At 68.5% G+C, this 23,181-nt stretch carries 32 protein-coding genes; 10 read left to right on the top strand and 22 right to left on the bottom strand.

Translation table 11 applies throughout. The annotated features are described in order from the left end of the window. The first annotated feature begins 187 nt into the window (after window positions 1-187). The 4 genes from HNQ07_RS23405 to HNQ07_RS23390 all read left to right on the top strand — a co-directional run bounded on the left by HNQ07_RS23405 (window position 188) and on the right by HNQ07_RS23390 (window position 3,362). A complete protein-coding gene (locus HNQ07_RS23405; protein ID WP_184116380.1) occupies window positions 188-808 on the top strand; it encodes a DoxX family membrane protein in 621 nt (206 codons plus the stop codon). 139 nt (window positions 809-947) lie between these two features. Then, on the top strand, window positions 948-1,868 hold the full coding sequence (locus tag HNQ07_RS23400; RefSeq protein WP_184116378.1) for a ferritin-like domain-containing protein: 921 nt from the start codon (window positions 948-950) through the stop codon (window positions 1,866-1,868). A gap of 227 nt (window positions 1,869-2,095) precedes the next feature. Continuing rightward, window positions 2,096-2,539, top strand: a complete 444-nt coding sequence (locus tag HNQ07_RS23395; RefSeq protein ID WP_184116376.1) for a hypothetical protein — start codon at window positions 2,096-2,098, stop codon at window positions 2,537-2,539. A gap of 142 nt (window positions 2,540-2,681) precedes the next feature. Beyond that, window positions 2,682-3,362: a haloacid dehalogenase type II gene (locus HNQ07_RS23390; protein WP_184116374.1), complete on the top strand. Its 681-nt coding sequence runs from the start codon at window positions 2,682-2,684 to the stop codon at window positions 3,360-3,362. A 6-nt stretch (window positions 3,363-3,368) separates the two neighbouring features. Here HNQ07_RS23390 and HNQ07_RS23385 read toward each other — a convergent pair whose 3' ends face one another. From HNQ07_RS23385 to HNQ07_RS23375, 3 genes are all read right to left on the bottom strand, one after another. Next, entirely contained in the window at window positions 3,369-4,172 is an 804-nt protein-coding gene (locus HNQ07_RS23385; protein WP_184116372.1) for a helix-turn-helix domain-containing protein, read from the bottom strand. 17 nt (window positions 4,173-4,189) lie between these two features. Then, a complete protein-coding gene (locus HNQ07_RS23380; RefSeq protein WP_184116370.1) occupies window positions 4,190-4,711 on the bottom strand; it encodes an SRPBCC family protein in 522 nt (173 codons plus the stop codon). 61 nt (window positions 4,712-4,772) lie between these two features. Beyond that, a complete protein-coding gene (locus tag HNQ07_RS23375) occupies window positions 4,773-5,075 on the bottom strand; it encodes a hypothetical protein (RefSeq protein ID WP_184116368.1) in 303 nt (100 codons plus the stop codon). Between the two features lie 216 nt (window positions 5,076-5,291). Between HNQ07_RS23375 and HNQ07_RS23370 the strand changes: the two genes are divergently transcribed. Next, the gene (locus HNQ07_RS23370) at window positions 5,292-5,615 is read left to right on the top strand and encodes a thioredoxin family protein (RefSeq protein WP_184116366.1); all 324 of its coding nucleotides are present in this window, start codon (window positions 5,292-5,294) and stop codon (window positions 5,613-5,615) included. Between the two features lie 173 nt (window positions 5,616-5,788). Beyond that, window positions 5,789-6,547 carry a Crp/Fnr family transcriptional regulator gene (locus tag HNQ07_RS23365; protein ID WP_184116364.1) on the top strand — a complete coding sequence of 253 codons (759 nt, stop codon included), beginning with the start codon at window positions 5,789-5,791 and terminating at the stop codon, window positions 6,545-6,547. Window positions 6,548-6,657: 110 nt separating this feature from the next. Here the strand turns inward: HNQ07_RS23365 and HNQ07_RS23360 are convergent, their stop codons facing one another. From HNQ07_RS23360 to HNQ07_RS23345, 4 genes are all read right to left on the bottom strand, one after another. Next, window positions 6,658-6,834 carry a hypothetical protein gene (locus HNQ07_RS23360; RefSeq protein ID WP_184116362.1) on the bottom strand — a complete coding sequence of 59 codons (177 nt, stop codon included), beginning with the start codon at window positions 6,832-6,834 and terminating at the stop codon, window positions 6,658-6,660. Then, entirely contained in the window at window positions 6,831-7,316 is a 486-nt protein-coding gene (locus HNQ07_RS23355; protein WP_184116360.1) for a putative iron-sulfur cluster-binding metallochaperone, read from the bottom strand. Before HNQ07_RS23355 ends, HNQ07_RS23360 begins: the two co-directional genes overlap by 4 nt. A 35-nt stretch (window positions 7,317-7,351) precedes the next feature. Continuing rightward, window positions 7,352-7,819, bottom strand: a complete 468-nt coding sequence (locus HNQ07_RS23350) for a MerR family DNA-binding protein (RefSeq protein WP_229832347.1) — start codon at window positions 7,817-7,819, stop codon at window positions 7,352-7,354. Between the two features lie 163 nt (window positions 7,820-7,982). Continuing rightward, window positions 7,983-8,255 (bottom strand): hypothetical protein, encoded by a 273-nt coding sequence (locus HNQ07_RS23345; protein ID WP_184116358.1) that lies wholly within the window; start codon window positions 8,253-8,255, stop codon window positions 7,983-7,985. Window positions 8,256-8,491: 236 nt separating this feature from the next. Between HNQ07_RS23345 and HNQ07_RS23340 the strand changes: the two genes are divergently transcribed. From HNQ07_RS23340 to HNQ07_RS23325, 4 genes are read left to right on the top strand one after another with little or no spacing between them, the layout of a single operon-like run. Next, window positions 8,492-8,851 carry an MFS transporter gene (locus HNQ07_RS23340; protein WP_184116356.1) on the top strand — a complete coding sequence of 120 codons (360 nt, stop codon included), beginning with the start codon at window positions 8,492-8,494 and terminating at the stop codon, window positions 8,849-8,851. Beyond that, entirely contained in the window at window positions 8,848-10,371 is a 1,524-nt protein-coding gene (locus HNQ07_RS23335; RefSeq protein ID WP_184116354.1) for a dihydrolipoyl dehydrogenase family protein, read from the top strand. The genes HNQ07_RS23340 and HNQ07_RS23335 overlap by 4 nt, the downstream gene beginning before the upstream one ends. Beyond that, on the top strand, window positions 10,368-11,441 hold the full coding sequence (locus tag HNQ07_RS23330) for a flavin-containing monooxygenase (RefSeq protein ID WP_229832345.1): 1,074 nt from the start codon (window positions 10,368-10,370) through the stop codon (window positions 11,439-11,441). The genes HNQ07_RS23335 and HNQ07_RS23330 overlap by 4 nt, the downstream gene beginning before the upstream one ends. Beyond that, window positions 11,428-12,180: a hypothetical protein gene (locus HNQ07_RS23325; protein WP_184116352.1), complete on the top strand. Its 753-nt coding sequence runs from the start codon at window positions 11,428-11,430 to the stop codon at window positions 12,178-12,180. Before HNQ07_RS23330 ends, HNQ07_RS23325 begins: the two co-directional genes overlap by 14 nt. Here the strand turns inward: HNQ07_RS23325 and HNQ07_RS23320 are convergent, their stop codons facing one another. The 15 genes from HNQ07_RS23320 to HNQ07_RS23255 all read right to left on the bottom strand — a co-directional run bounded on the left by HNQ07_RS23320 (window position 12,181) and on the right by HNQ07_RS23255 (window position 22,869). Then, window positions 12,181-13,215 (bottom strand): ABC transporter ATP-binding protein, encoded by a 1,035-nt coding sequence (locus HNQ07_RS23320; protein WP_184116350.1) that lies wholly within the window; start codon window positions 13,213-13,215, stop codon window positions 12,181-12,183. It lies immediately after the preceding gene. Beyond that, window positions 13,212-13,994, bottom strand: coding sequence for an ABC transporter permease (locus HNQ07_RS23315; protein WP_184116348.1), 783 nt, complete (start codon window positions 13,992-13,994; stop codon window positions 13,212-13,214). Before HNQ07_RS23315 ends, HNQ07_RS23320 begins: the two co-directional genes overlap by 4 nt. A 73-nt stretch (window positions 13,995-14,067) precedes the next feature. Then, window positions 14,068-14,925 (bottom strand): ABC transporter permease, encoded by an 858-nt coding sequence (locus tag HNQ07_RS24485; RefSeq protein ID WP_184116347.1) that lies wholly within the window; start codon window positions 14,923-14,925, stop codon window positions 14,068-14,070. Beyond that, window positions 14,922-16,136, bottom strand: a complete 1,215-nt coding sequence (locus HNQ07_RS23305; protein WP_184116345.1) for an ABC transporter substrate-binding protein — start codon at window positions 16,134-16,136, stop codon at window positions 14,922-14,924. Before HNQ07_RS23305 ends, HNQ07_RS24485 begins: the two co-directional genes overlap by 4 nt. Window positions 16,137-16,152: 16 nt before the next feature. Then, window positions 16,153-16,857: a lysophospholipid acyltransferase family protein gene (locus HNQ07_RS23300; RefSeq protein ID WP_229832344.1), complete on the bottom strand. Its 705-nt coding sequence runs from the start codon at window positions 16,855-16,857 to the stop codon at window positions 16,153-16,155. Window positions 16,858-17,087: 230 nt separating this feature from the next. Continuing rightward, window positions 17,088-17,645 (bottom strand): peroxiredoxin-like family protein, encoded by a 558-nt coding sequence (locus HNQ07_RS23295; protein WP_184116341.1) that lies wholly within the window; start codon window positions 17,643-17,645, stop codon window positions 17,088-17,090. 173 nt (window positions 17,646-17,818) lie between these two features. Then, complete coding sequence (locus tag HNQ07_RS23290; protein WP_184116338.1) at window positions 17,819-18,019, bottom strand: hypothetical protein; 201 nt, start codon at window positions 18,017-18,019, stop codon at window positions 17,819-17,821. Beyond that, window positions 18,019-18,189, bottom strand: a complete 171-nt coding sequence (locus HNQ07_RS23285) for a hypothetical protein (RefSeq protein WP_184116336.1) — start codon at window positions 18,187-18,189, stop codon at window positions 18,019-18,021. The genes HNQ07_RS23290 and HNQ07_RS23285 overlap by 1 nt, the downstream gene beginning before the upstream one ends. A gap of 135 nt (window positions 18,190-18,324) precedes the next feature. Further along, the gene (locus HNQ07_RS23280) at window positions 18,325-18,636 is read right to left on the bottom strand and encodes a hypothetical protein (protein ID WP_184116335.1); all 312 of its coding nucleotides are present in this window, start codon (window positions 18,634-18,636) and stop codon (window positions 18,325-18,327) included. Beyond that, window positions 18,633-18,878: a sunset domain-containing protein gene (locus tag HNQ07_RS24590; protein ID WP_506287033.1), complete on the bottom strand. Its 246-nt coding sequence runs from the start codon at window positions 18,876-18,878 to the stop codon at window positions 18,633-18,635. Before HNQ07_RS24590 ends, HNQ07_RS23280 begins: the two co-directional genes overlap by 4 nt. Before the next feature lie 123 nt (window positions 18,879-19,001). Next, on the bottom strand, window positions 19,002-19,418 hold the full coding sequence (locus HNQ07_RS23275; RefSeq protein ID WP_184116334.1) for an HNH endonuclease: 417 nt from the start codon (window positions 19,416-19,418) through the stop codon (window positions 19,002-19,004). A gap of 194 nt (window positions 19,419-19,612) precedes the next feature. After that, window positions 19,613-19,873 carry a hypothetical protein gene (locus tag HNQ07_RS23270; protein WP_184116332.1) on the bottom strand — a complete coding sequence of 87 codons (261 nt, stop codon included), beginning with the start codon at window positions 19,871-19,873 and terminating at the stop codon, window positions 19,613-19,615. A gap of 131 nt (window positions 19,874-20,004) precedes the next feature. Next, window positions 20,005-20,706: an IS6 family transposase gene (locus HNQ07_RS23265; RefSeq protein ID WP_184116330.1), complete on the bottom strand. Its 702-nt coding sequence runs from the start codon at window positions 20,704-20,706 to the stop codon at window positions 20,005-20,007. Between the two features lie 92 nt (window positions 20,707-20,798). Beyond that, a complete protein-coding gene (locus HNQ07_RS23260; RefSeq protein ID WP_184116328.1) occupies window positions 20,799-21,635 on the bottom strand; it encodes an alpha/beta fold hydrolase in 837 nt (278 codons plus the stop codon). Window positions 21,636-22,263: 628 nt separating this feature from the next. Next, on the bottom strand, window positions 22,264-22,869 hold the full coding sequence (locus HNQ07_RS23255; protein ID WP_184116326.1) for a DUF305 domain-containing protein: 606 nt from the start codon (window positions 22,867-22,869) through the stop codon (window positions 22,264-22,266). Between the last annotated feature and the right edge of the window lie 312 nt (window positions 22,870-23,181).

Here is a 23,181-nt window from a genome sequence, read left to right as displayed (position 1 = left end):
AATGGGCAGACGGGTGGCCTGAGAGACAGGTGCAGTAGTCTTCCGCGGTGCCATGTCTCATTGTGGCATCCCGCTTTTTGTCCTCAGGCTCTAAGCAGAAGGCAGTCCCTCTCCAGGAGCGGCATCCAATCAAGCGTGGGCCGCATATAGCCCAGTACCCAGCGCCGCGCGCTGGCCGGAGCTGCCCATGCACACCACCCCGCATTCCAAGTCTCCCGAGCCCGTCCTGACCGTCCCCTTCACCCAGAAGCCTGTTTCCCTCGCCTCGCGGGTGGACGCCCTGGAATTCCGGATGGTCAGCTGGTGGGCGCGGCACGGCATTCTGCTGCTGCGCCTCGCGCTGGGCCTCGTGTTCGTGTGGTTCGGCGCGCAGAAGTTCTTCCCCGGCGTGAGCGTCGCACAGGAACTCGCCACCAACACCATCTCCCGACTCACCTTCGGGCACGTGCCGTCCAGCGTGAGCCTCCCGGTGCTGGCCACCTGGGAGGTCGCGATCGGCCTGGGTCTGCTGACCGGGCGCTTCCTGCGCGTCACGCTCCTGCTGCTCTTCGCGCAGATGGCCGGCACCTTCCTGCCACTGGTGTTCTTCCCGCACGAGACCTTCAAGGCCATTCCGCTGGTACCGACGCTCGAAGGGCAGTACATCATCAAGAACCTCGTGCTGGTCGCCGCCGCCCTGGTCGTCGGGGCCACCACACGCGGCGGCCGGATCATCCATGACCCGGCGGCGGCCGTCCGGGCCGAGGAGATCCAGGCCCTGAACACGCGGTACCGCCGCCGGTACGGCCGGTCGCCCGATCCGCGCTGAGCCGCGGGACACCACCCCTCTTCCATGAGGCATCCCTGGGCGCGGCCCACCCTGGGCCCGCTTATGTTGCAGGCAACCGGAAATCGAGTTCTCGATGGGCCATCCGTTTGTTCCCACGTGCCCACACAGGAGCCCCACCATGAGCAGCAACATCAATCGCAGGACGTTCCTCGGAACCGCAGGTGCCGTCAGCGCCACCACCGTGCTGGCTGGCTGTGCGCCCGCCATGGGAATGGGGCAGGCCCAGCCCAACCTGGACGCCACCATCTTCAACTTCGCGCTCAACCTTGAATACCTCGAGGCCGCGTTCTACCTGGCCGCCGTCGGGCGCCTGCAGGAACTCGACGCCGTGGGCGGTGACAGCAGTAAGGTCATCCTGCCGGCCGGCTTCACGGGCATGAACGGGGATGGCGTCAAGTTCAGCTCTGCGGACGTGCGTTCCTATGCCAGCGAGGTTGCCAATGACGAAATGGCGCATGTGCGCGTGATCCGCAAGGTGCTCGGCGCCGCCGCCGTCACGCAGCCCACGCTGGATCTGGGCCCTGCCTTCGCGGCCGCGGGGAACGCCGCGTCCAAGGGGGCCATCACAGGCTTTAATCCGTTTGCCAATGACCTCTTCTTCCTGCACGGCGCGTTCATCTTCGAGGATGTGGGCGTCAGCGCCTACAAGGGTGCGGCGCGCCTGCTGACGGACATGAGTGCTGGAGGCAACCTGGAGAATGCCGCGGGGATCCTGGCCGTTGAGGCCTACCACGCGGGCATGATCCGCACGCTGCTGTACCAGCAGCGCAATACGCAGGTCACGCCCGCGCTGAAGGTCAGCGATGTGGTGCAGGCCATCAGCAACCTGCGTGACAGTGTGGACGGCGCGTCCGACATGGATCAGGGGATCGTCGAGGGTGGCGCGTCGAATATCGTGCTGGCCGACTCGAACGCCATCGCGTACAGCCGCACGCCGCGGCAAGTGGGGAACATCGTCTTCCTGGGCGTGAACGCCACCAAGGGCGGGTTCTTCCCGGATGGCCTGAGCGGAGACTTCAGCAAGATCCTCGCGCTGTAAGGAACAGCGCGGCATCCAGGGGTCGTGCCGGGTTCGCCCGGTCGGCCCTTGACCGCTCCACCCAAGGAGTTCCCTGGGTGGAGCGAATTCTTCCCTTCCCCATGACCACATCCTGCTGTGAAATCCGCTGTTGAACCGGGCGGCGTTCCATTCCTTACCCCGAATGACAGGTGAGTGATCCACCCGGTATCCGGGTGGCGCCCTCACGCCTGCCCAAGGAGCTGCCCATGAACCGCACAACCCTGGTTTACCTCACCCTGACCGCCGCCCTGACCGTCAGCACCGCCCGAGGCCAGAGCATGTCCCACACGGAGTCGATGTCCATGTCCGGCGTGCCCATGCTGCACTTCACGACCACAGCGGGCATGAACATGATGATGGACAAGGGCGGCGACCTGATGATCACGGCCGCGCCCGGCATGGGCAAGTACACCTACACGATGAGCGGGCACCTGGCCACCCTCACCTTCGCCAGTCGCGACGCCAAGGGTTTGTTCGCGTACTACGACAAGGCCATCCGCGCCGAGGGTTGGAAGGAGGACATGAGTATGGCGATGGGCATGATGGGGGCCGGCCAGTACGGCGAACGCTACCTGATGGGGAAGCACACGCTTGACCTGAGCTCAGTCACGACCGGGACGAAGACCACCGTGACCTTCAAGGTGCATTGAGGCTGGCGATCCAGATCCCTGGCTGCGCCCCTTCTCGCGTGACGCGTAACCCAGGGTTTAGCACGACGCCCGGACTTCGAGCACAGTCCCCGAAGGTGTCGGTAAGCGGTGCGCTCCCCTGAGCGGCCCTTTATGCTGCCCCATGCCCACCACCGTCTTTCTGGACATGAACGAGACCCTCCTCAACCTCTCGGCCCTGGATCCACTCTTCGCCAGCGCGTTCGGCGACGCGGGCGCCCGCAAGCAGTGGTTTGGGCTGCTCCTGCAGTTGGCCCTGACCCACACGGTGTTGGGGGACTACCGCGACTTCTCCACGCTGGGCCGGGAAGCGCTTCACGCCCTGGGCGAGGCCCGTGCCCAGCCAGTCCCGGACGACCTGCCGCAGCAGGTCGCCGCGACCATGCAGGCCCTGCCACTCCACCCGGACACCCTCCAGGGCCTGAGCATCCTCAAGGCGGGTGGCGCGCGCCTATATGCCCTGACGAACAACCGTCAGGAGGTGCTCGATGCGCAGGTCGCGTCCGCGGGGCTGGGCGACCTGCTGGACGGCGCGGTGTCGGTCGATCCGGGGCGGGTGCTCAAGCCGGGACGTGGTGCGTACGAGTACGGCCTCAATGTGGTGGGGGCTGCGGCGGCCGACACCTGGCTGCTCGCGGCCCATGGCTGGGATATCAGCGGGGCCCGGTCGGCGGGACTGCGGACGGCCTTTGTCGAGCGGCCGGGGCAGGCCCAGAACCCGCTGTGCCGCGCAGACGTGGCCGGGCCACTGTTGGTGGTCGCGCAGGCCCTGCTGCAGTCCGCTGGGCGGCTCCACGACGCATAATCCGGGTTACCCCGAACCGGCAGGTGCGGCGCCGGCCCGATCCCGGAAGTACGTCTCGCTCGCGTCGTCAGCCGGAAACATCAGTTCCACCCGCAGGCTGGCAGTGGTCACCTCCACCGCCGAATCAAAACGCATCACGGTGGACAGGGTGCGGATCGTCTGATCCCCTATCCGGAAGACCGGGCAGATCGCTGGCACCTCGAGCAGAGCGCCGTCCGGTGGAGGCGACAGGCGGCCCGCCTGAGCCAGTGCATGACGCAGCAGGGCGTGGATGGCCGGATCGCCGGTCAGGGCGGCCTCCCGGCGCAGGGCGGCCAGACCGGCCCACGCCACCGCAGGCCAGTTCACCACCAGCTGCCGCAGTGGGCCCTCCCCGAACCACAGGGTCACGATGGCGTCTGGGGTCAGCCGGCACAGGCCGGGGATCAGCGCCTCGGCGGCCTGGTTGGCGGCCAGGAAGTGCAGGCCCGGGCCGACCACCCACGCGGGAAACGGTTCGTGGCCACGCAGCACCCGCTCCAGGATGGTTCGGACGGGGGCCAGCAGCGGCGCGTCCAGAGGCACGTCCGGATACAGGGCACTCAGTCCGGCGGCGCGGAGCAGGGCGTTGCGCTCACCGACTGGAATCCGCAGGGCGTCGGCGAGGCGCAGGACAATCCCGGGGCCAGGACGGGCGCGACCGGACTCGAGGAAGGAGACGTAGCGAGGTGACGTTCCTGCCTCAGCGGCCAGGGCCAGCTGCGACAGGCCGGCCTGGGCACGCCATTGCCGCAGCAGCGGCCCGAAGGGGGCAGTCGCAGCATGAACCATCACCTGAGCGTACCTGTTCAGATGCGGGCGTGGCCAGGGCCGCGCTGCGCCTCAGCGTGGCGGGCCGCGCGGGTGCGCGGGTGGGGTTCGTGATGTTCCAGGGAATGGCGCAGCTCGTCCAGAACCCGTCCTGCGTCCCATTCCAGGCGGACTGCCAGCGGCCCGGCGAGCAGTCGGGCCGGGCCGCGCAGGGTCAGGGTGGCGTCGGTCGTCACCGTGCAGGTCGCGGGGCCGGTGGGCGTGACCGTCCAGCGGTTGACCGCGTGCGTGATGAAGGCGGGCAGGCCGCTGAGGGCCTCATACGTCAGTGTGAGCGCCGCCGGATCGAACACCAGGAGGCGTTCGCGCACCTCGCCGGGCGGCACCGGGCCAAAGCGCGCCGTGTGGCAGGTGCGCACGGCGCCGGGGCGGGGCGGGCCGTCCAGCGTCGAGGCCATGATGACGGACGCCCAGGCGGTGATCTCCCCGAAGCGCTCGCCGAGGAGTGCCCAGGCAGCGGTGGCGGGGACGCCGATCTGCACGGTGCGGAGCAGCTGCATACGGCCAGCGTAATGGGGTGGAGTGACGCGGGCAATTCCCGGTCTGGGAAGGGCCGCCGGCTCACGGGCACAGCACCTCGACCAAAATGGTTGACGTGATGGGCACCGTGGCGCTCGAAGGCGGCCTTGGGCGCCTGCACCTGAACCCGATCATGTGCGCGCAGACAGACCAGGACGTGGTCTGTTTGAGGTGCTCGGCGTACCATTCGATGAACTCGTGCTCGCGGGTCAGGCTCTGCACGGCGCGTGCGACGCGGCAGAGCGGGCCATGGTGGTGGCCGTCGCGATCCAGGACGATCAGACCGCCGGCCCCGCTCAGCACCTGTGGCAGGTTTGTTTCGCACTGAACACCACGCAGGTGCATGGATGGCCTACAGTTCCGCGCCGGGCGTCGTGCCGGGGCTGGGCGTTCTGACCGCACCTCCGGGCAGGGAGGAAGTCGTGGACGTCACGGGGGCAGTGGCGTCCTGAGCTGAGGATGCGCGGGCCCCGGGCGGCGCGGTGTTGGGCCGCCAACACGCGCCGCGCCGGGAGCGGGGCACAGTACGGGTCAGGAAGGACGCCTTCCCGGAGGTTCACCATGACGACATCTGCCCGTGCACCGCGCCCGTTTCTGCCCGACCTCGACCTCAGTGGCCTGGTGATCATTGACTTCTGGGCCCCCTGGTGCGCTCCCTGCCGGGCCCTGACGCCCGTGCTGGAACAGTTCGCCGCGATCGGGCAGGTTCGGGTGGTGAAGGTCAACCTGGACGAGCACCCGGAGTTGGATGACGTGCTGAACATCCACGCAATCCCGACGCTGATCCTGGCGCAGGATGGAATCGAGCTGGCCCGCCAGGTGGGGGCCCTGACCTATCCCCAGTTACAGGGGTGGGTCGAGGAGCACCAGAGAGCGCCTTCATAGCCAGCGCCCTGGTGATCGGGGCTGGTCAGGCGGGTAGGCCCAGGCCCTGAGCGTCCAACATCTGCTCAGCATGGTCGGCCACCTGCTGTACGGTGCGAGGCAGAGCGGCCTGTCCGTGGGTATCTTCTCCCTCGATCCGGTTCTGAATCCGCGGGGCGCGTAGGGTGGGTGTCATGACCCTGACCCAGCGGCTCCTGAGCCTGATGCGCCTGCGCCCCGCGCCGGTGCCGGGAGGCGTGTGGCATCTGACCGGCACCCGCTGGAGCGCCGGGCTGACCGACGAGGACATGCAACAGATCGGGGCCGTGTGTCCGCCCCGCCCCTACCGCAAGGGAGAACGCATCTATCATGCCGGCGATCCAGGTGGGACGCTGTACATCCTGCTCGACGGCCACGTGAAGCTCAGCCGCACCAGCGTGCTCGGCGGCGAGAGCGTGATCACCGTGTGCGGCCCAGATGACTTCTTCGGGGAGAGTTTCCTGACGGAAATGGCCACGACCCAGGCGGACGCCACCTGCCTGTCCGACCGCGCCGTGATCTGCCCGATCACCAGGGAACAGTTCTTGGAGATCACGCGGCGCGTGCCAACCGTGGCGATCCTCCTGGCCAGCATCCTGGCCACGCGGGTGCATGAGTTGCAGACGCGGCTGGAGTCCCTCTCGCAGCCGGTGCAGGTGCGGCTCGCTCAGGTGATGCTCGACCTGGCCTCCCGCTTTGGGCAGGAGACGGAGGCCGGCATCTACGACCTTCACCTGGAACTGCGGCACGAGGAGATTGCCAGTCTTGCCCGTGCCAGCCGCGTGAGTGCCACGCAGGCGATCAGCGCGTGGCGGGCTCAGGAGCTCGTGCTCGGCACGCGCGGCCACTACCGCGTGAACGTCATCGGTCTGGAACACCTGATCGAGGAACTGCAACTCGATGCCCTGCAGTAGGGGTGCCGCCCCTGGTGGCCCGCGTTGCCGACGGCGTGGGTTGGAATCCCTCACCCTCAAGCCCACCCGCTGGGGGTTCCAGGTACTGCGGTCTGCGGCGCTCTGCGCGGTCACCTGACAGTGTTGTTGACGTGAAGATCGTCCGTGACACCCAGGTGCTGCTGGAGCAAGGCCGCCACGACCGCGCCACCGACACTTGCGGCCAGCAGCACGCTCAGGACGGTCAGGTGACAGGGGCACAGGAGCACGACGGCGCCGAGGAGCAGGGGAGCATGGACGGTCTTCACAAAGCCGCTCCCGCCCCAGCTCGTGCTGCGTCCCGCAACCGGGTGACCAGGCCCTTTACGGTACCCAGGCAGCAGCTGCCCTGTGGATTGTTGACCTCGCACCCACAGCGACCGGCCTTGATATGTCCCTGGATGGACTGCGTGATGGCTTCAGCATGCCCGTCGAGCCTGGCCAGTTCGAGGCCGGCGCGGGTGTGCCCGAAACAGTAGCAGACAGGAACGTCGGTGGATCGGTCCTTCTGGTACACCCTGACCTTCACGTCCGCCTGAGCGTACGTGTGTCCACCTGCGAAGTACACGACGTCGCATCCGGCGTCCGGACAGAAGCGGTATGCCCTCTCAGGGGCGAGGGTGGCCAGGGCACCGGGCGTCAGCAGGGCCTTCAGGGTGATCAGCTTCACCGGCTTGCCGGTCGTGCCGCAGACCGGGCACACACTGGACGTTTCGCCCCGGGTGGGCGCGCAGCAGAGCGGATCAGTCATACCCCGCAGGCTAGGCCCTCCCCTGGACGGGAGAGTCAAGCCCCCTGGGGGACGTCGAGGTAGACGCACCCTGCACCGTTGCATGGTGGATCCGGATGCTGATGTGCCCAGGCGAGCCTCGCCTGCACCTGCACTTCAAGCGCCTGAAGGTGTGCGATCTGCGCGCGTACGGCGCTCAGGTGCGCTTCCAGTTCAGCCTTGACGTGTTCGCAGGGCTGCTCGCCCGCCTGTCGGATCGCGAGCACCTGTTGGACGGCGTCCAGGCTGAAGCCTGCGGCCTGCGCCGAGCGGATGAACCGCACCTGCGAGCCGCTCATGACCGGGTAGGTGCGGTAGCCGCTGGGACGCCGCGTACATGTCAACAGGCCACGATCCGTCCAGTAGCGGATTGCCTTGATGGACTCACCGGTCTGCCGCGCGAGTTGACCGATGGACAGGAGGTGTGTGCCGGATGCAGAGCGATCCTGCCTGTCCTGGGCATGTGGGCGTTCACCTGTGGTCACCGTGAATCTCCTCGGCGCGGGTTCAATGTGAGGCCATTGGGGCCACCGGTGGTCTTGAGCTGCACCTCGCCTGTGGCCACCGGCCGGACGGACGTGAAGTACGGCTCCGGCAGCCAGCCCTCGACCGTGTGGGCGTTCACCTGCAGTCGCACCAGCACGTAATTCAGCCGGGGCCGCTGACCATCAGCAGCGCATGGGCCGGGGTGTTCCGTGGCACCAGGGCGACCACATGCTGCCGGGCGTGGCTGTCGTACAGCCGGACGACCTGCTCATAGACGTGACCCTGGTACGTGCCAGTCACGGTGCCGCGGGCGTTCAGGAGCACCGGCAGGCCGCACTGGTTCGCATCGGGGTTGTCGGGGAAGGGCAGGGCTGGCCGCGTCCTTCCCGAGGCCATCAGCAGCAGGCAGAGCAGGGCAACGAGGATGCGGGTCACGGGGCACCTCCGGGGATCACCTCGCGCCATTCGGGCCGCACGTCCCCTTCCCTCCGGCCCCGACGGCCACCCGGCGGCGTCTGGATCGGGGGTTCAGTCCAGTATGACACTGGGTGGGCTGGCCGCGTGTCGTGCCGGCGACACACCGCCTGTGGCGGCGCCCCTACGCTGGGGCCCTGGAGGACACCGATGCGTCTATTCGACCTGACCGCCCCCCTGGGCCGGGAGAACCCCTGATGCTGGCGTGGGCGATTCACACCTCGCAGACCCTCAGTGCCCAGTACGGCGTGAATCCTGCTGTGTTCGGCGCGCTGTACTTCGGCAGCATGCCCCTGTTCGCGCTGTCCGTGTCCTGGTGGTGGCGCCGGGCGCGACGGGGTGGCCCGACCCTGCTGCCTGCCCTCACGACGGGTCTGCTGTTCATCGGCGCGTACCTGTACGTGCTGGTGGCCGGGCACAACCTGCCCCTGTGGGTCTACGGGTTCATGGCCAGCATGCTCGTCCTGGGTGGCCTCTCCACGTGGCGTCAGGGCTGTGCCCAGATGTCCACGGCGGCACATACCTTGAACGATGATGGAGGGAGAACACCACGATGACCCACGATCCCACCCCTCCGGCGTTCGTCTGGGCCCAACCGACCGACCACGGCACCACCCCGCTCAAGGCCGACGTGGTCGTGATCGGGGCCGGCTCTGCGGGCCTCACGGCGGCCGGACTGGCCGCCTCGCTGGGCCGGCGCGTGATCCTGGTGGAACGCGACCGCACCGGCGGGGAGTGCCTGTTCACCGGCTGCGTGCCGTCCAAGGCGCTGCTGTCGCTCGCGAAGCGGGTGCACACCGCCCGGGGCGCGGCCGCCCTGGGCCTGGACGTCACCGGCCGGCCGGACTGGGCCGTGGTCCGGGCGGAGGTGCGCCGGGTCATCGACCACTTCGAGCCGGTGGATTCCCCGCAGGCCATCGCCGCGCGTGGCATCACCGTCATCGCGGGCGAGGCGGCCTTCGTGTCCCCGCACGTGCTGGAGGTCACGCACGCGCAGGGAACCCGCACCGTCATGGCGGGGGAGTTCGTGCTCGCGACGGGCTCCGAGGTGAGCGTGCCGGACCTCGAGGGACTGCGAGACGTTCCCTTCCTGACGCACGAGACGGTCTTCGACGTGCCGGAACGCCCAGAGCACCTAATTGTCCTGGGGGGCGGCCCCATCGGCGGCGAGCTCTCGCAGGCCATGGCCCGTCTGGGCAGCCGGGTTACGGTCGTGCAGGCCGCGGAACGCCTGATCCCCAAGGACGAGCCCGAGGCGTCGCGGGCGCTGCTCACGGCTCTGCGCGCCGAGGGCCTCACGGTGCACCTGGGAGCGCAGGCCACCCGCGTGGAGCCCACCGAGGTCGGCGTGCGGCTGCACCTGCAGGGCGGCGTGGCTGTGGACGGCACGCACCTGCTGGTGGCCACCGGCAAGCGGCCCCGCGTGCACGGTCTGGGCCTGGACGTGATCGGCGCGGCCTACAACGACCAGGGGCTGACAGTCACGCCGTCCATGCAGTCCATCACGTGCCCGTACCTGTGGGGCGCAGGGGACGTGGTGGGCGGGCCGATGTTCACGCACGGCGCGACCGAGCGCGGCACGCTGGCCGGCCTGGGGAGCGTGGGCTGGCTCGGCCGCGCCGCCGCGCGCCTGCGCGCACCGGCTGGGCGGGTCGCGCTGATCCCGTGGGTGACCTACACCGATCCGGAGATCGCCCACTGGGGCCTCACGGAAGCGCAGGCCGTGGCGCGCTACGGTGACCGGGTGACCGTCGTCGACTACGATTTCTTGCACCTCGACCGGGCAGTGACCGAGGGCGAGTCCGGTTTCGTGAAGCTCGTGGCGCTGCGGGGCATGCTCGGTTCCCCGGTGGGTCTGCGGGTGGTGGGGGCGCAGGTCGTCGGGAGCCGCGCCGGCGAGTTGATCCAGGGGCTGAGCGTGTCGCCGCGCCTGGGCGTGCATCCCCTGCGGGTGGCGCTGCTCCCGGTGTCCTACCCGACCTTCGCGGAGGCGACCCGGCAGACGTACCTGGGGCTGTTCACCGAGGGGGAGCACTTCGGCAAAGCGCGTCCTGGCCGGGCCGACGCCAGCGTGTGAACGACGGTACGCCCCTGGATGCGCTGGTCATCGGCGGCGGCTCGGCGGGCCTCGCGGCGGCATTCTGGCTGCAGCGCCGCAACCTGCGTTTCACGGTTCTGGAGGCGAATTCCAGTCCATCCGGGGCGTGGCCCGTGTACTACAGCAGCCTGACGCTGTTCACGCCCGCGCGGCATTCCAGGCTGCCGGGCCTGCCGTTTCCTGGCCCGCCCGACCACTACCCCTCCCGGGACGCCATGGCCGCCTACCTGCGCGCCTACGCGGAGCAGCTGGCCCTGCCGGTCGAGCAGGACGCGGACGTGACCTGCGTCCAGTCCATGAACGGCGGCTTTCACATCACCTCCCGGGATGGTCGGACGTGGTCGGCCCGGACGGTGGTGGCCGCCACCGGCACCTTCCGGCGACCACACCGGCCGTCCCTGCCGGGAGCCGAGCACAGTCGGGTGCAGACGCTGCACGCCTCCGACTACCGCCATCCGGAGCCCTTCGCGGGGCAGCGGATCGTGGTCGTGGGCGCGGGCAACTCCGGCGCACAGATCGCCGCGGAGCTGGGGCGCGTGGCGAGGGTGACGCTCGCGTTCCGCCACCCTCTCCGGCTGTTCCCGCAGCGGCCCCTGGGTCATGACCTCACCGACTGGCTCACATGGTCTGGTGTGGAACGTGTGCCCATTGGCGCTTTTGGGCGCGTGCCTGACGCGCAGCCCGTCATCGCTGTCCCCGGCCTGCGCGCCGCCCTGCACCGCGGGAATCCAGACCTCCGGCCCATGTTCACGGCCCTGACGCAAGGGGGGGTGCGCTGGGCGGACGGCAGCGTGGAGCCCATCGATACGGTGATCCTCGCGACCGGGTACGGCTGGAATGGGGCATATCTGCCGCCGCCGGCGCTCGGCCCAGACGGGGAGCCGCGGCAGTGCCTCGGGAGCAGCACGGCGATCCCGGGCCTGTACTTCGTGGGCCTCCCTGGTCAGCGCACTGTGGCGTCCGGCACGGTGCGCGCCGCCGGCCCGGACGCGCGGGCGGTCGTCCGTCACCTCGCCCATCATCTGGAGGCTTCCCATGCGCCGACCTGACCTGCGGCCACTGCGGCGCGTCTTCCTGCTCGTCACCCTGCTGGGTGGGAGGCTGGTGTCGGCCGCTCCCGTGGATGACGCCCTGGTGGCCCTGCTGCGCGGTCAGCCGGACGCGGCCGTGACCCTGCTGACCGGCCGGAACGACGCGCCTTCGCTGGCCCTGCTGGCACGTTCATACGTCGGGCAGGCAGTGTTCGTACCCACCGACGCGGCCAAGCGCGCCCTGTACGCCCGCTCCGAGGCGGCGGCCCGCGCCGCGCTGGCCGCCGATCCGCGCAATGCGGACGCGCACGTGGAACTTGCCAACGCGCTGGCGCTGCAACTGCCTGGAACGGGTCTCGTGAAGGCCACCCAGGTCGGCCGTGAGATCCGCACGCTGTACGAGCGGGCCGTGACCCTCGATCCGGGGCAGGCGCGCGGGTGGATGGGATTGGGCGGTTGGCACGCCCAGGCGCTCGCGCTCGGTTCCCTGGTGGCCCTGGCGGTCGGGGCAAGTGAGCAGGCCATGCGGGACGACCACCGCCGTGCCATCGAACTCGAACCGAACGAGGTGTTTTACCGCCTGACGTACGCTGACGACCTGCTGCTGCTCGCGAAGGCCCAGCCGCGGCGCGCCGGCCCCCTGACGGCCGAAGCGCGCGGCGTGCTGACGGCGGCGGCCGCCCTCACCCCGACCACCTACTGGCAGGCGTACGACCTGAAGCAGGTGCGCGAGCGCCTCAGGGTACTCGGCAGGTAATCATTGGACGTCTGTGGCCACGGGCCAGCAGGCGTCCGGAGGCGCGTGAAGAGTGAGGGGGTCGCCCGGCTGGAGGTGAACGCTGGTCGGCGCATGCCACACGAGAGGCAGTCCACAGGCGTCCAGCACGTAGGTCCAGTGGGCACCACCGAAGGTCGTGGAACGGATCACGCCCTCCACCGTATTCACCGCCGCCGGACCGGGCTGCCACGCCTCTGGGCGGATGGTGACGCTGACGGAACCGTGGCCGGGCCGGGCCGCGTGGATGCAGCCCAGAACCGTGTTGACCAGCAGGCCCTCCTGCTGGCCGGGAACGATATTCAGCGCGCCGAAGAAGCGGGCCACGTCCACGGTCGCCGGCCGCGCGTAGATCTCCTGCGGCGTGCCGACCTGCTGGAGGTGGCCGCCATGCAGGAACCCGATGCGCTGCGCGACGGCCAGCGCCTCCTCCTGGTCGTGGGTGACGAGCAGCAGCGTGGTGCCCGTGGCGCGTTGCAGGGTCACGATCCACTCGCGGAGCTCGCGGCGCAGCGGGGCGTCCAGGGCACTCAGCGGCTCGTCAAGCAGCAGCGCGCGGGGGCGGGTGATCAGCGCGCGGGCCAGGGCGACGCGGCCTTCCTGGCCGCCGGACAACTGGTTCGGGCGGCGTGGGCCGAGGCCGTCCAGGCCCGTCCGCACAAGCATGTCCGCCACTCGGGCCGTGACTTCGACTTCGGGCAGCTTCCGGTGGCGCAGGCCGAAGCGCAGGTTGCCCTCGACGCTCAGGTGTGGAAACAGCAGCGGCTGCTGGAAGACCAGACCCAGGTCACGCCGTTCGGCAGGCACTCCGGTCATGGACTGGCCGTCTAGGTAGACGTCCCCGGCGTCCGGCGCGTCCAGACCGGCGATCACGCGCAGCAGGGTGCTCTTGCCGCTGCCGGACGCGCCCAGCAGCACGAAGCGCTCGCCACTGTGGATATCCAGGTCGATACCGCGCAGCACCTCCAGCCCGCCTGGATACGTCCTCCTCACGGCGCGCAGTTCCAGCCGGGTCACGTGCGCCAGCCCTGCACGCGCGGGGCCACCAGCGCAAAGACCAGCAGCGTGGGCGCAAGGTACAGCAGCGACACGACCGCGGTGATCGCGTAATCGCCGCCCTGCACAGCACTGAACAGCAGCAGCGGCAGCGTCAGTACCTGCGCGCCGCCGACGATCAGTGTGAGCAGGTACTCGCTCCACGACACCAGAAACGCGAACAGCCCCGTGACGAGCACGCCGGGCAGGATGGCGGGAAGGGTCACGCGCCACCACACCTGCGCCGGACGTGCCCCGAGGGTGCGGGCGACCTCCTCAAGCCGGGGATCGTAGCCGGCGAACACGCCGCCCAGCAGCACCACAGCGTACGGCACGACCGGGATCAGGTGCGCGATCACCACGCCCACCCGGGTGTCCGCGAGGCCCAGGCGGATGAACACCACCTGGATGCCCATCACCGACGCGAACGCCGGGAGCACCAGCGGCCCCAGCAGCGCCGCCTGCACCCATCCGCGCCCTGCCCCGCGCCACCCGCCGAGCGCCCGCGCGGCCGGAAGGGCGATGGCCGTCCCGAGCAGTGCCGCCACGGTCGCCACCCACACGCTGCCCCACAGGGCCGTCCAGACCTGCGCGCCGGGCGCGAGCACGGCCGACCACGCCCGCAGGCTCCACTCGGTGGGCAGCGGGGCCGGGAAAAACCACCGGCCTGCGAACGACCACGTGCCCAGCAGTGCCAGCGGCAGCAGCGCAGAGACGCCCAGACCGAGCGCCAGCGTGGTCGGGCGGCGGGGTGCAGTCATAGAGGCGAACCGTTCACGGCGGCAGACGCGTCGTCACCCCGGCGCTTCCCGGATCGGACAGGCTTCTCCCGGCTCATCGCAGCCGTCCGGCCGCCTGGGCACGGACGTAGGCCCAGACCAGCAGCCCGCCCAGGAGGGCGATGACCACGCTCAGGGCCATGGCGGTTGCGCGGGCGTTCAGGTCGGCATCCGTGAACGCCCGGTAGGCCAGCACCGGTAGTGTGGTCGGGGAGGTCGCGCCGAGCAGGGCGGGCACCTCGAACGACGCCAGCGTGTACGCGAAGACCAGCACGCCCGACGACAGCAGCGCCGGGCGGACCAGCGGCAGCGTGATCCCGGTGAACCGTGACCACCGGCCCGCCCCCAGGCTCCGGGCCACGTCCTGGAGGCGGGGATCAAGGCCGCTGAGTACGGCGAGCACATTCAGGGCGATGAACGGCGTTTCCTTCCACACCAGTTCGAGGATGATGCCCACGCCGCGCGGGTCGTACAGGAGCGCCGGGAAGTCCTGCGGGCCCTGCGTGAGCCCGGCCGCGAGCGTGAGCCGCGACAGCAGGCCACTCTGCGACAGCAGCAGCAGCGTGAGGATCGCCGCGACGAGGTGGGGAATCGGCAGCGTGAGCCCCGCCAGGAAGCGCAGGCGGGCGGCGTGGCCTGGGGCCGCCCGCCCGGCGCGGTGCAGCAGCAGCGCCAGTCCCGTCCCGAAGACGGCCGCAAGGGCCGTGCTGATTGTCGCCACCCACGCGGTCAGGCCCAGAGACGCCCAGAAGGTGTGATCCGCCAGCAGCGCGCGGTAGGCGTCAACGTTCAGCGCCGTCTGCCCCAGCGCGGGCGCATACCCCAGACTCTGCACGACACTGAGGAGCAGCCCGCCGCCGAACAGCCCCACGGTGATCAGCAGGGCGGGCAGCAGCGGCAGCCACCGCCTCACTTCAGGACGTTGGCCTTGAAGCCGTCCTGCACGTTCCGGTCGTACTCGGCGGCCACATCGCCAAATGATTTTTTGGCCAGCAGCGCCGGGTCGAGGGTGTACGGCCCGACCTTCAGCGCCGCCTTCACCTGCGCCTGGAAGGCTGGACTCACCCGCTGCGGATCGATGCCCAGGCCGTCGCCCCAGACCTTGCCGGAGAGCTTGGCCAGTTGCAGCTCAGGCGTGAGCAGCAGGTTCGCGACGACCTTCGCGGCGTCTGGGTGCGCGGCGTTGTAGGGAATGGCGACGTAGTGCGTGTCGGTCACGGTGCCCGCGTCGAAGATGAACACCCGCGCCGTGTTCGGCAGCACGCCGCTGTTCACCTCGGCAGCGATCCCCGCAATGTTCTGCACGAACGCGAAGTCGATCTCGCCGTTGGAAAACAGCGAGTACAGGTTCGGCACGTCCGCCGGGAAGGTCTGCCCGTTGCGCCACAGATCTGGCCGGATAGCGTTCACGTACGACCACAGCAGTGGCGACGTTTTGGCCCAGACGTCCGGCTTGAAGGCGCCGGTGAACTGCGCCTGCCCGCCCGCGAGTTCGAACATCGCCTGGCGCAGGAAGCGGTTCCCGGAGAAGTTCGGTGGGGCCGGAAAGGTGAAGCGCCCCGGATGCGCGTGGATCCAGGTGGCCAGCGCCCTGAACGAATGCGGCAGGTCGGCCTCCTTCACGCGCGTGGAGTCGTACACGTACTGCCACTGCGAGCTGCCCCACGGGGACTCTGCACCGTCCACGGGGAAGCCGAAGTCCGTACGGATGGCGGGGCTCTGCCAGTTCACGTACTTCGCGTTCGGCAGCGCCTCGGCCCACCCGGTTCGGAGCAGCTTGGCCTGCTGCGCGGTCTTGAAGTTCTCGCCGTTGATCCAGATCAGGTCCACGCTGCCGCCCGCGTTCTTGCCGGCCTGCTTCTCGCCCAGCACCTTGTTCACGGCCTGTACGGTGTCGGACACCGGCACGCGGCGCAGGGTCACGCCGAGTTTCTTCGCGGCGGGGGCGACCACGGTGTCCACGTAGGCGTTGATGTCGTTGGAGCCGCCCCACATGTAGAAGTTCACGGTCTGATTCTGGGCTGCTTTCTGCGTGGCCGCCCACGAGGGGGTGGATTGGGCCGTGCCCATGGTGTCCAGGGTGAGCAGGGCGGTGGTCAGGGCCAGGAGGGGGAGTTTGTTCATGGAGTTCCTCAAGGGGTCAGGCCGACCGGGCCAGGAGGGCGGCGCGGTGCTCGGCCATCTGCCGCGCCAGGTCGGGGAAGTCCGGATCGATGTCCAGCTGGTAGCCGTCCCAGTAGCCGTCCCGATCCGGGTCGAAGCGGCGGGCGGGTGCCGCGCCGGGGGCGAGGGCGGCCGCCTTCATGGCCCGGCGGGTCTGGATCCGCAGGACCTCGGATGCGGTGCCTTGCACGTCGTGCGCGCTGATGGGTGGGAGCACGGTGAGGCTGACCCGCTGCCCATAGCGCAGGGCGGGAGAAAACGGGTGTGCCCAGATGCGGTGCGTGCCTGAGATGGCCACGGGGAGGATCGGGGCCTGGACGCGCCGGGCCACCTCGAACGCGCCCCGGTGAAAGTCACTCTGGAGGCCCGCAATCGCCCCCTGCGGGAACACCGCCAGGCTTTCCCCGCCCCCCACGATGCGCTTGGCGCTGCGCCACAGGTCACGGAAGCCGCCCAGCGGATGCTCGGGGTTGATCGACACATGCCCCAGCCGGGTGATCGCCGGGCCGATGCCGGGCCAGCCGAAGATCTCCCGCCGCGCGACAAAGCGCATCGGGAGGGGCAGCTGCAGCAGGCACAGTGGATCCGCGATGCCCTCATGCAGCGCCACGATTACGTACGGGCCGCCCTGCGCATGTTCCAACCCGGTGACGTCGAGGCGCACGCCCAGATGCTTCAGCACGCGGGCGCTGAACGTCCGTTGGAACGCGTGACGTTGCGCTGGCGTCAAGGCGGCCGGGAGGCGCGACGCCCGAGCGAGACCCCACCACAGCTGCGGCTGACCGAGCAGCGCATAGCGGAGCCGGGCCCCCTGGCCCTGGGGCTCGACCTGCAACTCGACGGGATCATCTGGATGGGGCGTACGGGGAGGAGTCAGGGGTACCTCGACGGGAGAAGGAGGGTCACGCGGGCTCAGAACGCCATGACCTCACCACGCGCCGGATAGTTTTTGGTCACCGCGTAGTCTATGGCCCCGAGCAGATCCCGGAAGGCCGGCCGTGCGAAGGGCATGGTCTGCGTGCTCCCGTAATACAGCGAGCGATCCGGGCGGACCAGGAACACGCCCGGCTCGCTGAACAGCGCCGGCTCCTCCACCCCGGTGGAGGTCACTCCGATTGATGCCGACACGTACAGCCCCCAGTGCCGGGCAACGTGCAGGTCGAGACCGTAGCCGAGGGTGAGGCCGTCCAGGTGCCAGTTGGCGTTGGCCCGCTCGGCCCGCTCCTGCGTATCGCTGCTCAATGCGATGATGGAGACGCCACGCTGGGTGAATTCTGGCAGCAGGCTGTGCAGATCCCGCAGGTACCTGGCGCATACGGGGCAGTGCAGGCCGCGGTAAAAGACGACCATGGTAAAGAGGTGTGGCGTCTGTTCAGCCAGCGTCCAGTGGCCGCCACCGACCAGGGGAACGCTCAATTCTGGGACGGGCTGACGGGGCATCAGGGAATGGATGGGCGACGTCAAGGTCATGGTCGACCTCTAGGGGCCAGGGTGGACAGGCGTGTGGGCATGGTGGAAGTGGATCGCATAGGAGGCTCCTTGTGGGGGCACGGCAGGCGTTGGGCCCGACGCTGGTGCCAGACTGGTCCTCCATCACTCGATCATGTGTTGTCCCGTTGACACGACGGTTCCAGTCCATCCCGTCAGAAAGCGTCCGTTCCCCAACTGCAGGGTTCGGACTCCCTGGTGGCCAGGCCGTATTCCCCGACTTCGACGTCGCGCAGCTTCCGGCAGTCCTGGCAACTGATGGGGGTGCTGACGGCGACCATGCCCCAGGCCTCCCCGCCGGAGTCCTCCGCGTGGTACCCGCAGCCGGGGTAGGTGAAGTCGTAGCGGCTGCCCATCAGCGGAACTCCTCAGGCCACTGCCACTGGCCCACCACGCGCTGGAGCCCTGGCAGTTGCGCGAGGGCCGTGATGGTCATGGGTTCCAGGGCCTGGAAGGGGGTGTCGCTGTTCCACATCCCGCTGTAGGGCAGCACGCGCTCCAAGGGCTCCAGGCGGGTGCCGGCCACGTCGACCAGGAAGCACCAGTGGCCAGCGGGGCCGGTGCCCTGCGGCCCGACATCATCTGATCTGGGGTCAGGCTGCGTCGGTACCGGCCCGCAGGGCGGCGCGGGTGGGCCGGTCGACCAGCGCGCCGAGCATCATCAGGCCGTCGTTCCGCTCCCCGGCGCCTTGACGCTGACCTGGCCGCTCTTGTCGCCCACATGGTCGCGCGGCCCCCAGTGCGCCCAGAACTCCACGGGCGCGCCCGTCGGCACCACGAAGCGCAGGTACAGGTACCCCCCCGCCGTCGCGGCCACCCCGGCATTCACCTCGCTGCGTTCCAGGGTGACGCCCGGCGGCAGGTGACCCGCCAGCAGCGCCTGCACGCGGGCAAGCAGCTGGGCATCCCGCGGATCGGTGGAGTTGGTGATGGACGGTATGTTCGCCGTGGAGTTGAGCTTGTTGCTGGTCATCGGATCCCCCGATAGCCGGCCTGTTCAGCCGCGGCCGGAGTCGCGAAGCAGACGATCGCCTTGGTCGCGGTGTAGTTCCCATCTCCCTGCGGGAGATGGTAGATCCCCTTGCGGCTCACCTTGATCGGGGCCGTACTCGGGCAGCCCCCACCGGGCAGGGGGGCAACGGCGCCAGGGGCATGGAGCCCCTGGCCTCCCGCCGGGTTGATAGGGCTGGGCAGGGGCGCGGAGCTGACAGGCACGGTGGATGGCGCCGCGGTGGGCTGTGGCGCCGCCGGGAGCCCCGTCCCCGCCGGGCCCCTCGCTCCCGGCGTGCCCACGGACGCTCCTCCCAGGAGTGGGCCGACGTACGTGACGTACGCGGCTTACCAGTTCTGGGCGATGGCCTGCTGGGCCTGGACGAAGGTGAGCCTGCCGCTGCACGCCAGGTCGTGCAGCGTGTTCTCGAGGGTGTCCTTGACATGGGCGTTCAGGGGCTGGGTCTTGAAGGACTCCGGCCAGAGGTTGCGGGCTGAGTTGGAGCCGCCGAGTTCGAGGGAGATCAGGTGGTCGATCTCATACTCGCCTTTTTCGCGGGAGGTGATGCCGTAGGCGCGGTAGATCGGCTCCTTGAGCGCCTGGGGGACGTTGCGGACGGTGTGGGTGTAGCCGGGCGTGCAGATGACGGCGGGGTCGCTGGTGAGGGCGTCACCGGGGGTCAGGGCCGGATCGGGGAGGAGCGGCGCGTGAAGGTTGAGGGCGCCGGCACTGCCCAGCACCAGGGCCAGGACGAGGACTCGCATAGGGGCACTGTGCGGGTGGGACGTGCTGCCCAGATGAAGGCGTTGGCCCGCCGCCGCTGGATCTATTGATTCGAGCGGAAGTCCGTAGTGACCTGATCGTCAGACGATTCGGAGACTCGACTGCTGGTTGGTCGAGGGTATGGCCTGCTGCAGATCCGTTCGGGATGCCCTGCCGCTACGGATCACTGCACGGATCAGGAGGCCCGCCTCTTGCCGATAAGTCCGGTTGTCCTGGCGAATTCCTCGGCACTGAACAGATTCACGGCGAAGGCCCAGTTCAAGTAGAAGAAATGATAGGGATGCCGGAAGAAGATTGGCAGGATCGCATTACCAGCCAGCCAGAGGGCAAACCAGTACAAGCCCTGTTTCCCCCTCGGCTTGGGCGCAAGCACAAAGCCTAAGCCAGCCAGGATGAGGTTGAGCACGACACCGACAATGCCGTTGACGGTTGACATGGTGATCATGTTAGGCTCGCCCTACAATAGCCGTGTCAGGAACAGGGACTCCACCAGGATTGTCGTGGGTTGTGGCAAGTTGTCGCCTTCAGGGAGGTCAAGAAACGTTAGGGACGCAGGCGGCCTGACCTTCAGGCCGCCTGCTGCGCCACTTCGCGCCAGAGATGGAACGCCTGTTTCTGATGGTGATGAGCGGGAACGGTGCAGCGGGCCGGGTGGTGGAGATTCGTGATGCGGGCGTGCAGGTCGAGGAATCCTTGAGCTCGTCGTCGTGATCTGAAACCGCGCTGCTGGCGCTCTTGTCGTCGTGTGGGACGATGGGATTGCTCGATGGGGTTGTTGCAGCGCGCCGTCGACACGACCTGGACGTGCTCCACGCCGTGGAGCACGGGAAGTTTGCGCAGGGCCGCACCATAACTCCACAGCTTGTCGGTGTGCAGGGAGACAGGGACGCCGTACTGGCCCAGCAGCCTGCTGAAGAAGGTTGTGGCCGCCTCCGTGTCGCGGTGACGCTGCAAGAACACGTCCAGGACAATGCCGTGCGCATCGACGGCTCGCCATAGCCAGTGTGTGACCCCACCGACTTCCACATGCATTTCGTCGAGATGCCACCGTGAACCCCGCCGGGGTTCGCGGTGGCGCAGTCCCTGGGCAAACAGATCACTGAACTTGATGCACCACGTGCGAATGGATTCGCGGGTGACGGCAATGCCGCGCTCCAGTAAGAGTTCCTCGACGTCCCGATAACTCAACGTGAATCGGTGGTAAAGCCAGATGGCATACCCGATGACCTCAAGCGGGAACCGGTAGCCGGGAAGCTTGTGACCACTCAACACCGCGCCACCCTACCAAAACAACTTGCCACAACCCCCTCCCAGACACTTGATAAACAGTCTCTAACGTGCCAGAGCCGTCGGCTGCCCTGTCAGGCAGTGGTATCCAGAATCAGCCGCAGCGTCTGAGCGGGCATATCCCAGTGTGGGAAGTGGCCGCTGTGGTCGAACCACTGCAGGTGGGCGTCGGGAAAGAGCTCCTGAGCCCTCGATGCCTGTACCGGCAGACACACCCGGTCCCAGCGGCCCCAGCCGATCACCAGAGGGTGCTCCAACCGTCCCCTGGGCACACCCTGCTGCGCCTCGCCAAACGCCAGGTTGTGCAGCAGTTCGTCGGTGGAAGGCGAGGCGGCGAAGCTCCTCATTTCCGTCAGGGTGAGTTCCGGCGCCAGGGCCCAGGGATGCGAGGAAAACTGGGCGAACAAGGCGCTGCGGCCGACGGGCGACGCCGTCAGGGCGGGCATGGCCGGCTGAAGCGCACGGATCAGCCGGATGGACGCGGCCACCGTGCTGTAGAAGAAGCCCCGTTCCCAGCCCTGCCAGAACCCGCCCGGATCCAGCGATACCACTGCTCCCAGGACGCCCCCGCGCCGCGCGAGTTCCAGCACCAGTCGGGCGCCCATCGAGGTGCCCACGGCGTCGATGCCCAGGAGGTTCTCCCGCGTCAGAAAATCAGTCAGCGCGTCGGCGAGCGTGGCGATGGTCACTGCACCGGGCAGCGGGGGCGTGTGGCCGAAGCCGGGCAGATCGACGGCGATCACCTCACGCTGCGCTTCGAGTCCGGCCAGGATCGGCGCCCAGGTCTGCCAGGAACTGCCCAGCCCATGGATCAACAGCAGCGGCTTGCCCTGGCCGCGCCGGATGTGGTGGAACGAAGAACTGGAGCGGCCCTGTGAGGCGGGCGGGGTAGCGGGCGTGGGCGAAGTCATCCCTTACAGTCGGGGCGTGCCGTGTGGCAAGGCGCCCGATCACGCCAAGACTTCTTGAGCCTTGCCCGGCGGGGCGCCTCCGACGGCAGGAGGTGGACCGTGCGGCCTCGCGTATACTGGGGAACGTTGAAACGCAGAACCAGTCGACAGGCTAGACACCTGTCGCTCACTTGAAATTCAGATGAGATGCTGGTGTGACGGACGGATCCGTGCGGTGATTCGTGGCGAGAGGGCTGGGGAACGATCGGGACAGGATCAGAAAGCCCCTTCAGCTGGCGCAGGCCGGCGGACGTGATCGCCGGAACTGAACCGGGTTTCAGGTTCAGCGGTTCATGAATGGTCAGGCCGAGCACGGCCGCGCACACCTCACCAGCCAGGGCCAACTGCTGGCGTTCCTGGGGACTCAGGGTGACCCAGTCCGAGATGTCCGGGAGGGTCGGCACCTGCCGGCTCTGGGGCTCCAGCAGTGGGCGGGCAGCCATTTGCCCCCCTTGGTCAGCGCGCCCCAGTCCGCCGCCACTTGCCGGTCAGCGGCCTCGTCCGCCTGGTGGGCCACCCGTGCCAGGGCGCCCTGGATGGAGGTGCACGACCGCCTGCTGTGAACGCCTGTGGTCAACTCCGGCGACGGTCAATAACTCAATTCCTTGAGGATTCGCGCCGTCAATTCGACATGCTCCGTGAACTGATTCAGGGCCAGCGTCGCCAGATGCCGCCCCTGCTGCTCCGGGAACGTCGGTTCATTCGGCGTGGTATTCGCCAGATACGCCGTCGCCAGTTGCTGCAAAAAGACGTGGTTGTCATGCTGGGCCATGATGTACGCCGTATCAAAGTCCTTCCCAGCGGCAGCGGACTGAATGCGTGCGAGCGTCGCCTTGGCTTTGGCATCCATTGGAGGCACTGGGGTCTTGAGCTCTTTGAGCACGGTGGTCACCGCAATGGCCTCCCGCAGTTCGAAGCGGGCGAACTCCCGGGCGTGCACATGGGTGGCCCGGTCGACCGCGATCTGGCTGGTGATCAGGGAGAGCTCAGCGGGCCCGATGACGCCCACGCGGAAGGCCTTCTCGTTCAGGTCCATCTTCATGGGGCCAGTGGCACCGCCCGCCAGGGCGGACGAGGCCAGTCCACTGAGGCCGAGCCCCACACCGGTGGCGGTGAGGTGCTTGAGCAGGCTGCGGCGATTGGTGGAGGGGGCTTCTCCAGCGGTGTGGGCGGTCACTGTCGGGTGGTCAGTCATGGTGTCCTTGGGGGCGATCCCTGTGGAGGAGGCCGTGGTCGCGAAGAAGGACGACGCCTAACGTCGTCCCTGGGTACTTGTCAACCTGCTGACAGTGGTGACCTTCAGTCGGCCTTCTGACTGAGGTTACAGACATGGGATACGGGGAGGATCTGGCTCTGTTCATGGCGCATTGCGCCGACCCGCAGCAGTCGTTAAGCCAGCGAGCACCAGCCTCTGTCGTTGGCGGCCTAAAAATGGAACTTCCGCACATTTGATGATGGGAATTTAGCTGAGGCGCACCATCGGTCATGGACTTTCAGGCGTTCCTGC

The organism is Deinococcus metalli (assembly GCF_014201805.1).
Taxonomy (GTDB): Bacteria; Deinococcota; Deinococci; order Deinococcales; family Deinococcaceae; genus Deinococcus; species Deinococcus metalli.
The sequence above is the reverse complement of the archived record's forward strand: the minus strand, read 5'-3'. Positions and strand labels throughout refer to the sequence as shown.

Excerpts from the sequence above, each read along its gene's own strand:
- HNQ07_RS23405 (WP_184116380.1), top strand. The coding sequence starts at position 188 with ATGCACACCACCCCGCATTCCAAGTCTCCCGAGCCCGTCCTGACCGTC.
- HNQ07_RS23400 (WP_184116378.1), top strand. The coding sequence starts at position 948 with ATGAGCAGCAACATCAATCGCAGGACGTTCCTCGGAACCGCAGGTGCC.
- HNQ07_RS23395 (WP_184116376.1), top strand. The coding sequence starts at position 2,096 with ATGAACCGCACAACCCTGGTTTACCTCACCCTGACCGCCGCCCTGACC.
- HNQ07_RS23390 (WP_184116374.1), top strand. The coding sequence starts at position 2,682 with ATGCCCACCACCGTCTTTCTGGACATGAACGAGACCCTCCTCAACCTC.
- HNQ07_RS23385 (WP_184116372.1), bottom strand. The coding sequence starts at position 4,172 with ATGGTTCATGCTGCGACTGCCCCCTTCGGGCCGCTGCTGCGGCAATGG.
- HNQ07_RS23380 (WP_184116370.1), bottom strand. The coding sequence starts at position 4,711 with ATGCAGCTGCTCCGCACCGTGCAGATCGGCGTCCCCGCCACCGCTGCC.
- HNQ07_RS23375 (WP_184116368.1), bottom strand. The coding sequence starts at position 5,075 with ATGCACCTGCGTGGTGTTCAGTGCGAAACAAACCTGCCACAGGTGCTG.
- HNQ07_RS23370 (WP_184116366.1), top strand. The coding sequence starts at position 5,292 with ATGACGACATCTGCCCGTGCACCGCGCCCGTTTCTGCCCGACCTCGAC.
- HNQ07_RS23365 (WP_184116364.1), top strand. The coding sequence starts at position 5,789 with ATGACCCTGACCCAGCGGCTCCTGAGCCTGATGCGCCTGCGCCCCGCG.
- HNQ07_RS23355 (WP_184116360.1), bottom strand. The coding sequence starts at position 7,316 with ATGACTGATCCGCTCTGCTGCGCGCCCACCCGGGGCGAAACGTCCAGT.
- HNQ07_RS23340 (WP_184116356.1), top strand. The coding sequence starts at position 8,492 with ATGCTGGCGTGGGCGATTCACACCTCGCAGACCCTCAGTGCCCAGTAC.
- HNQ07_RS23335 (WP_184116354.1), top strand. The coding sequence starts at position 8,848 with ATGACCCACGATCCCACCCCTCCGGCGTTCGTCTGGGCCCAACCGACC.
- HNQ07_RS23325 (WP_184116352.1), top strand. The coding sequence starts at position 11,428 with ATGCGCCGACCTGACCTGCGGCCACTGCGGCGCGTCTTCCTGCTCGTC.
- HNQ07_RS23315 (WP_184116348.1), bottom strand. The coding sequence starts at position 13,994 with ATGACTGCACCCCGCCGCCCGACCACGCTGGCGCTCGGTCTGGGCGTC.
- HNQ07_RS23305 (WP_184116345.1), bottom strand. The coding sequence starts at position 16,136 with ATGAACAAACTCCCCCTCCTGGCCCTGACCACCGCCCTGCTCACCCTG.
- HNQ07_RS23295 (WP_184116341.1), bottom strand. The coding sequence starts at position 17,645 with ATGACCTTGACGTCGCCCATCCATTCCCTGATGCCCCGTCAGCCCGTC.
- HNQ07_RS23290 (WP_184116338.1), bottom strand. The coding sequence starts at position 18,019 with ATGGGCAGCCGCTACGACTTCACCTACCCCGGCTGCGGGTACCACGCG.
- HNQ07_RS23280 (WP_184116335.1), bottom strand. The coding sequence starts at position 18,636 with ATGACCAGCAACAAGCTCAACTCCACGGCGAACATACCGTCCATCACC.
- HNQ07_RS23275 (WP_184116334.1), bottom strand. The coding sequence starts at position 19,418 with ATGCGAGTCCTCGTCCTGGCCCTGGTGCTGGGCAGTGCCGGCGCCCTC.
- HNQ07_RS23270 (WP_184116332.1), bottom strand. The coding sequence starts at position 19,873 with ATGTCAACCGTCAACGGCATTGTCGGTGTCGTGCTCAACCTCATCCTG.
- HNQ07_RS23260 (WP_184116328.1), bottom strand. The coding sequence starts at position 21,635 with ATGACTTCGCCCACGCCCGCTACCCCGCCCGCCTCACAGGGCCGCTCC.
- HNQ07_RS23255 (WP_184116326.1), bottom strand. The coding sequence starts at position 22,869 with ATGACTGACCACCCGACAGTGACCGCCCACACCGCTGGAGAAGCCCCC.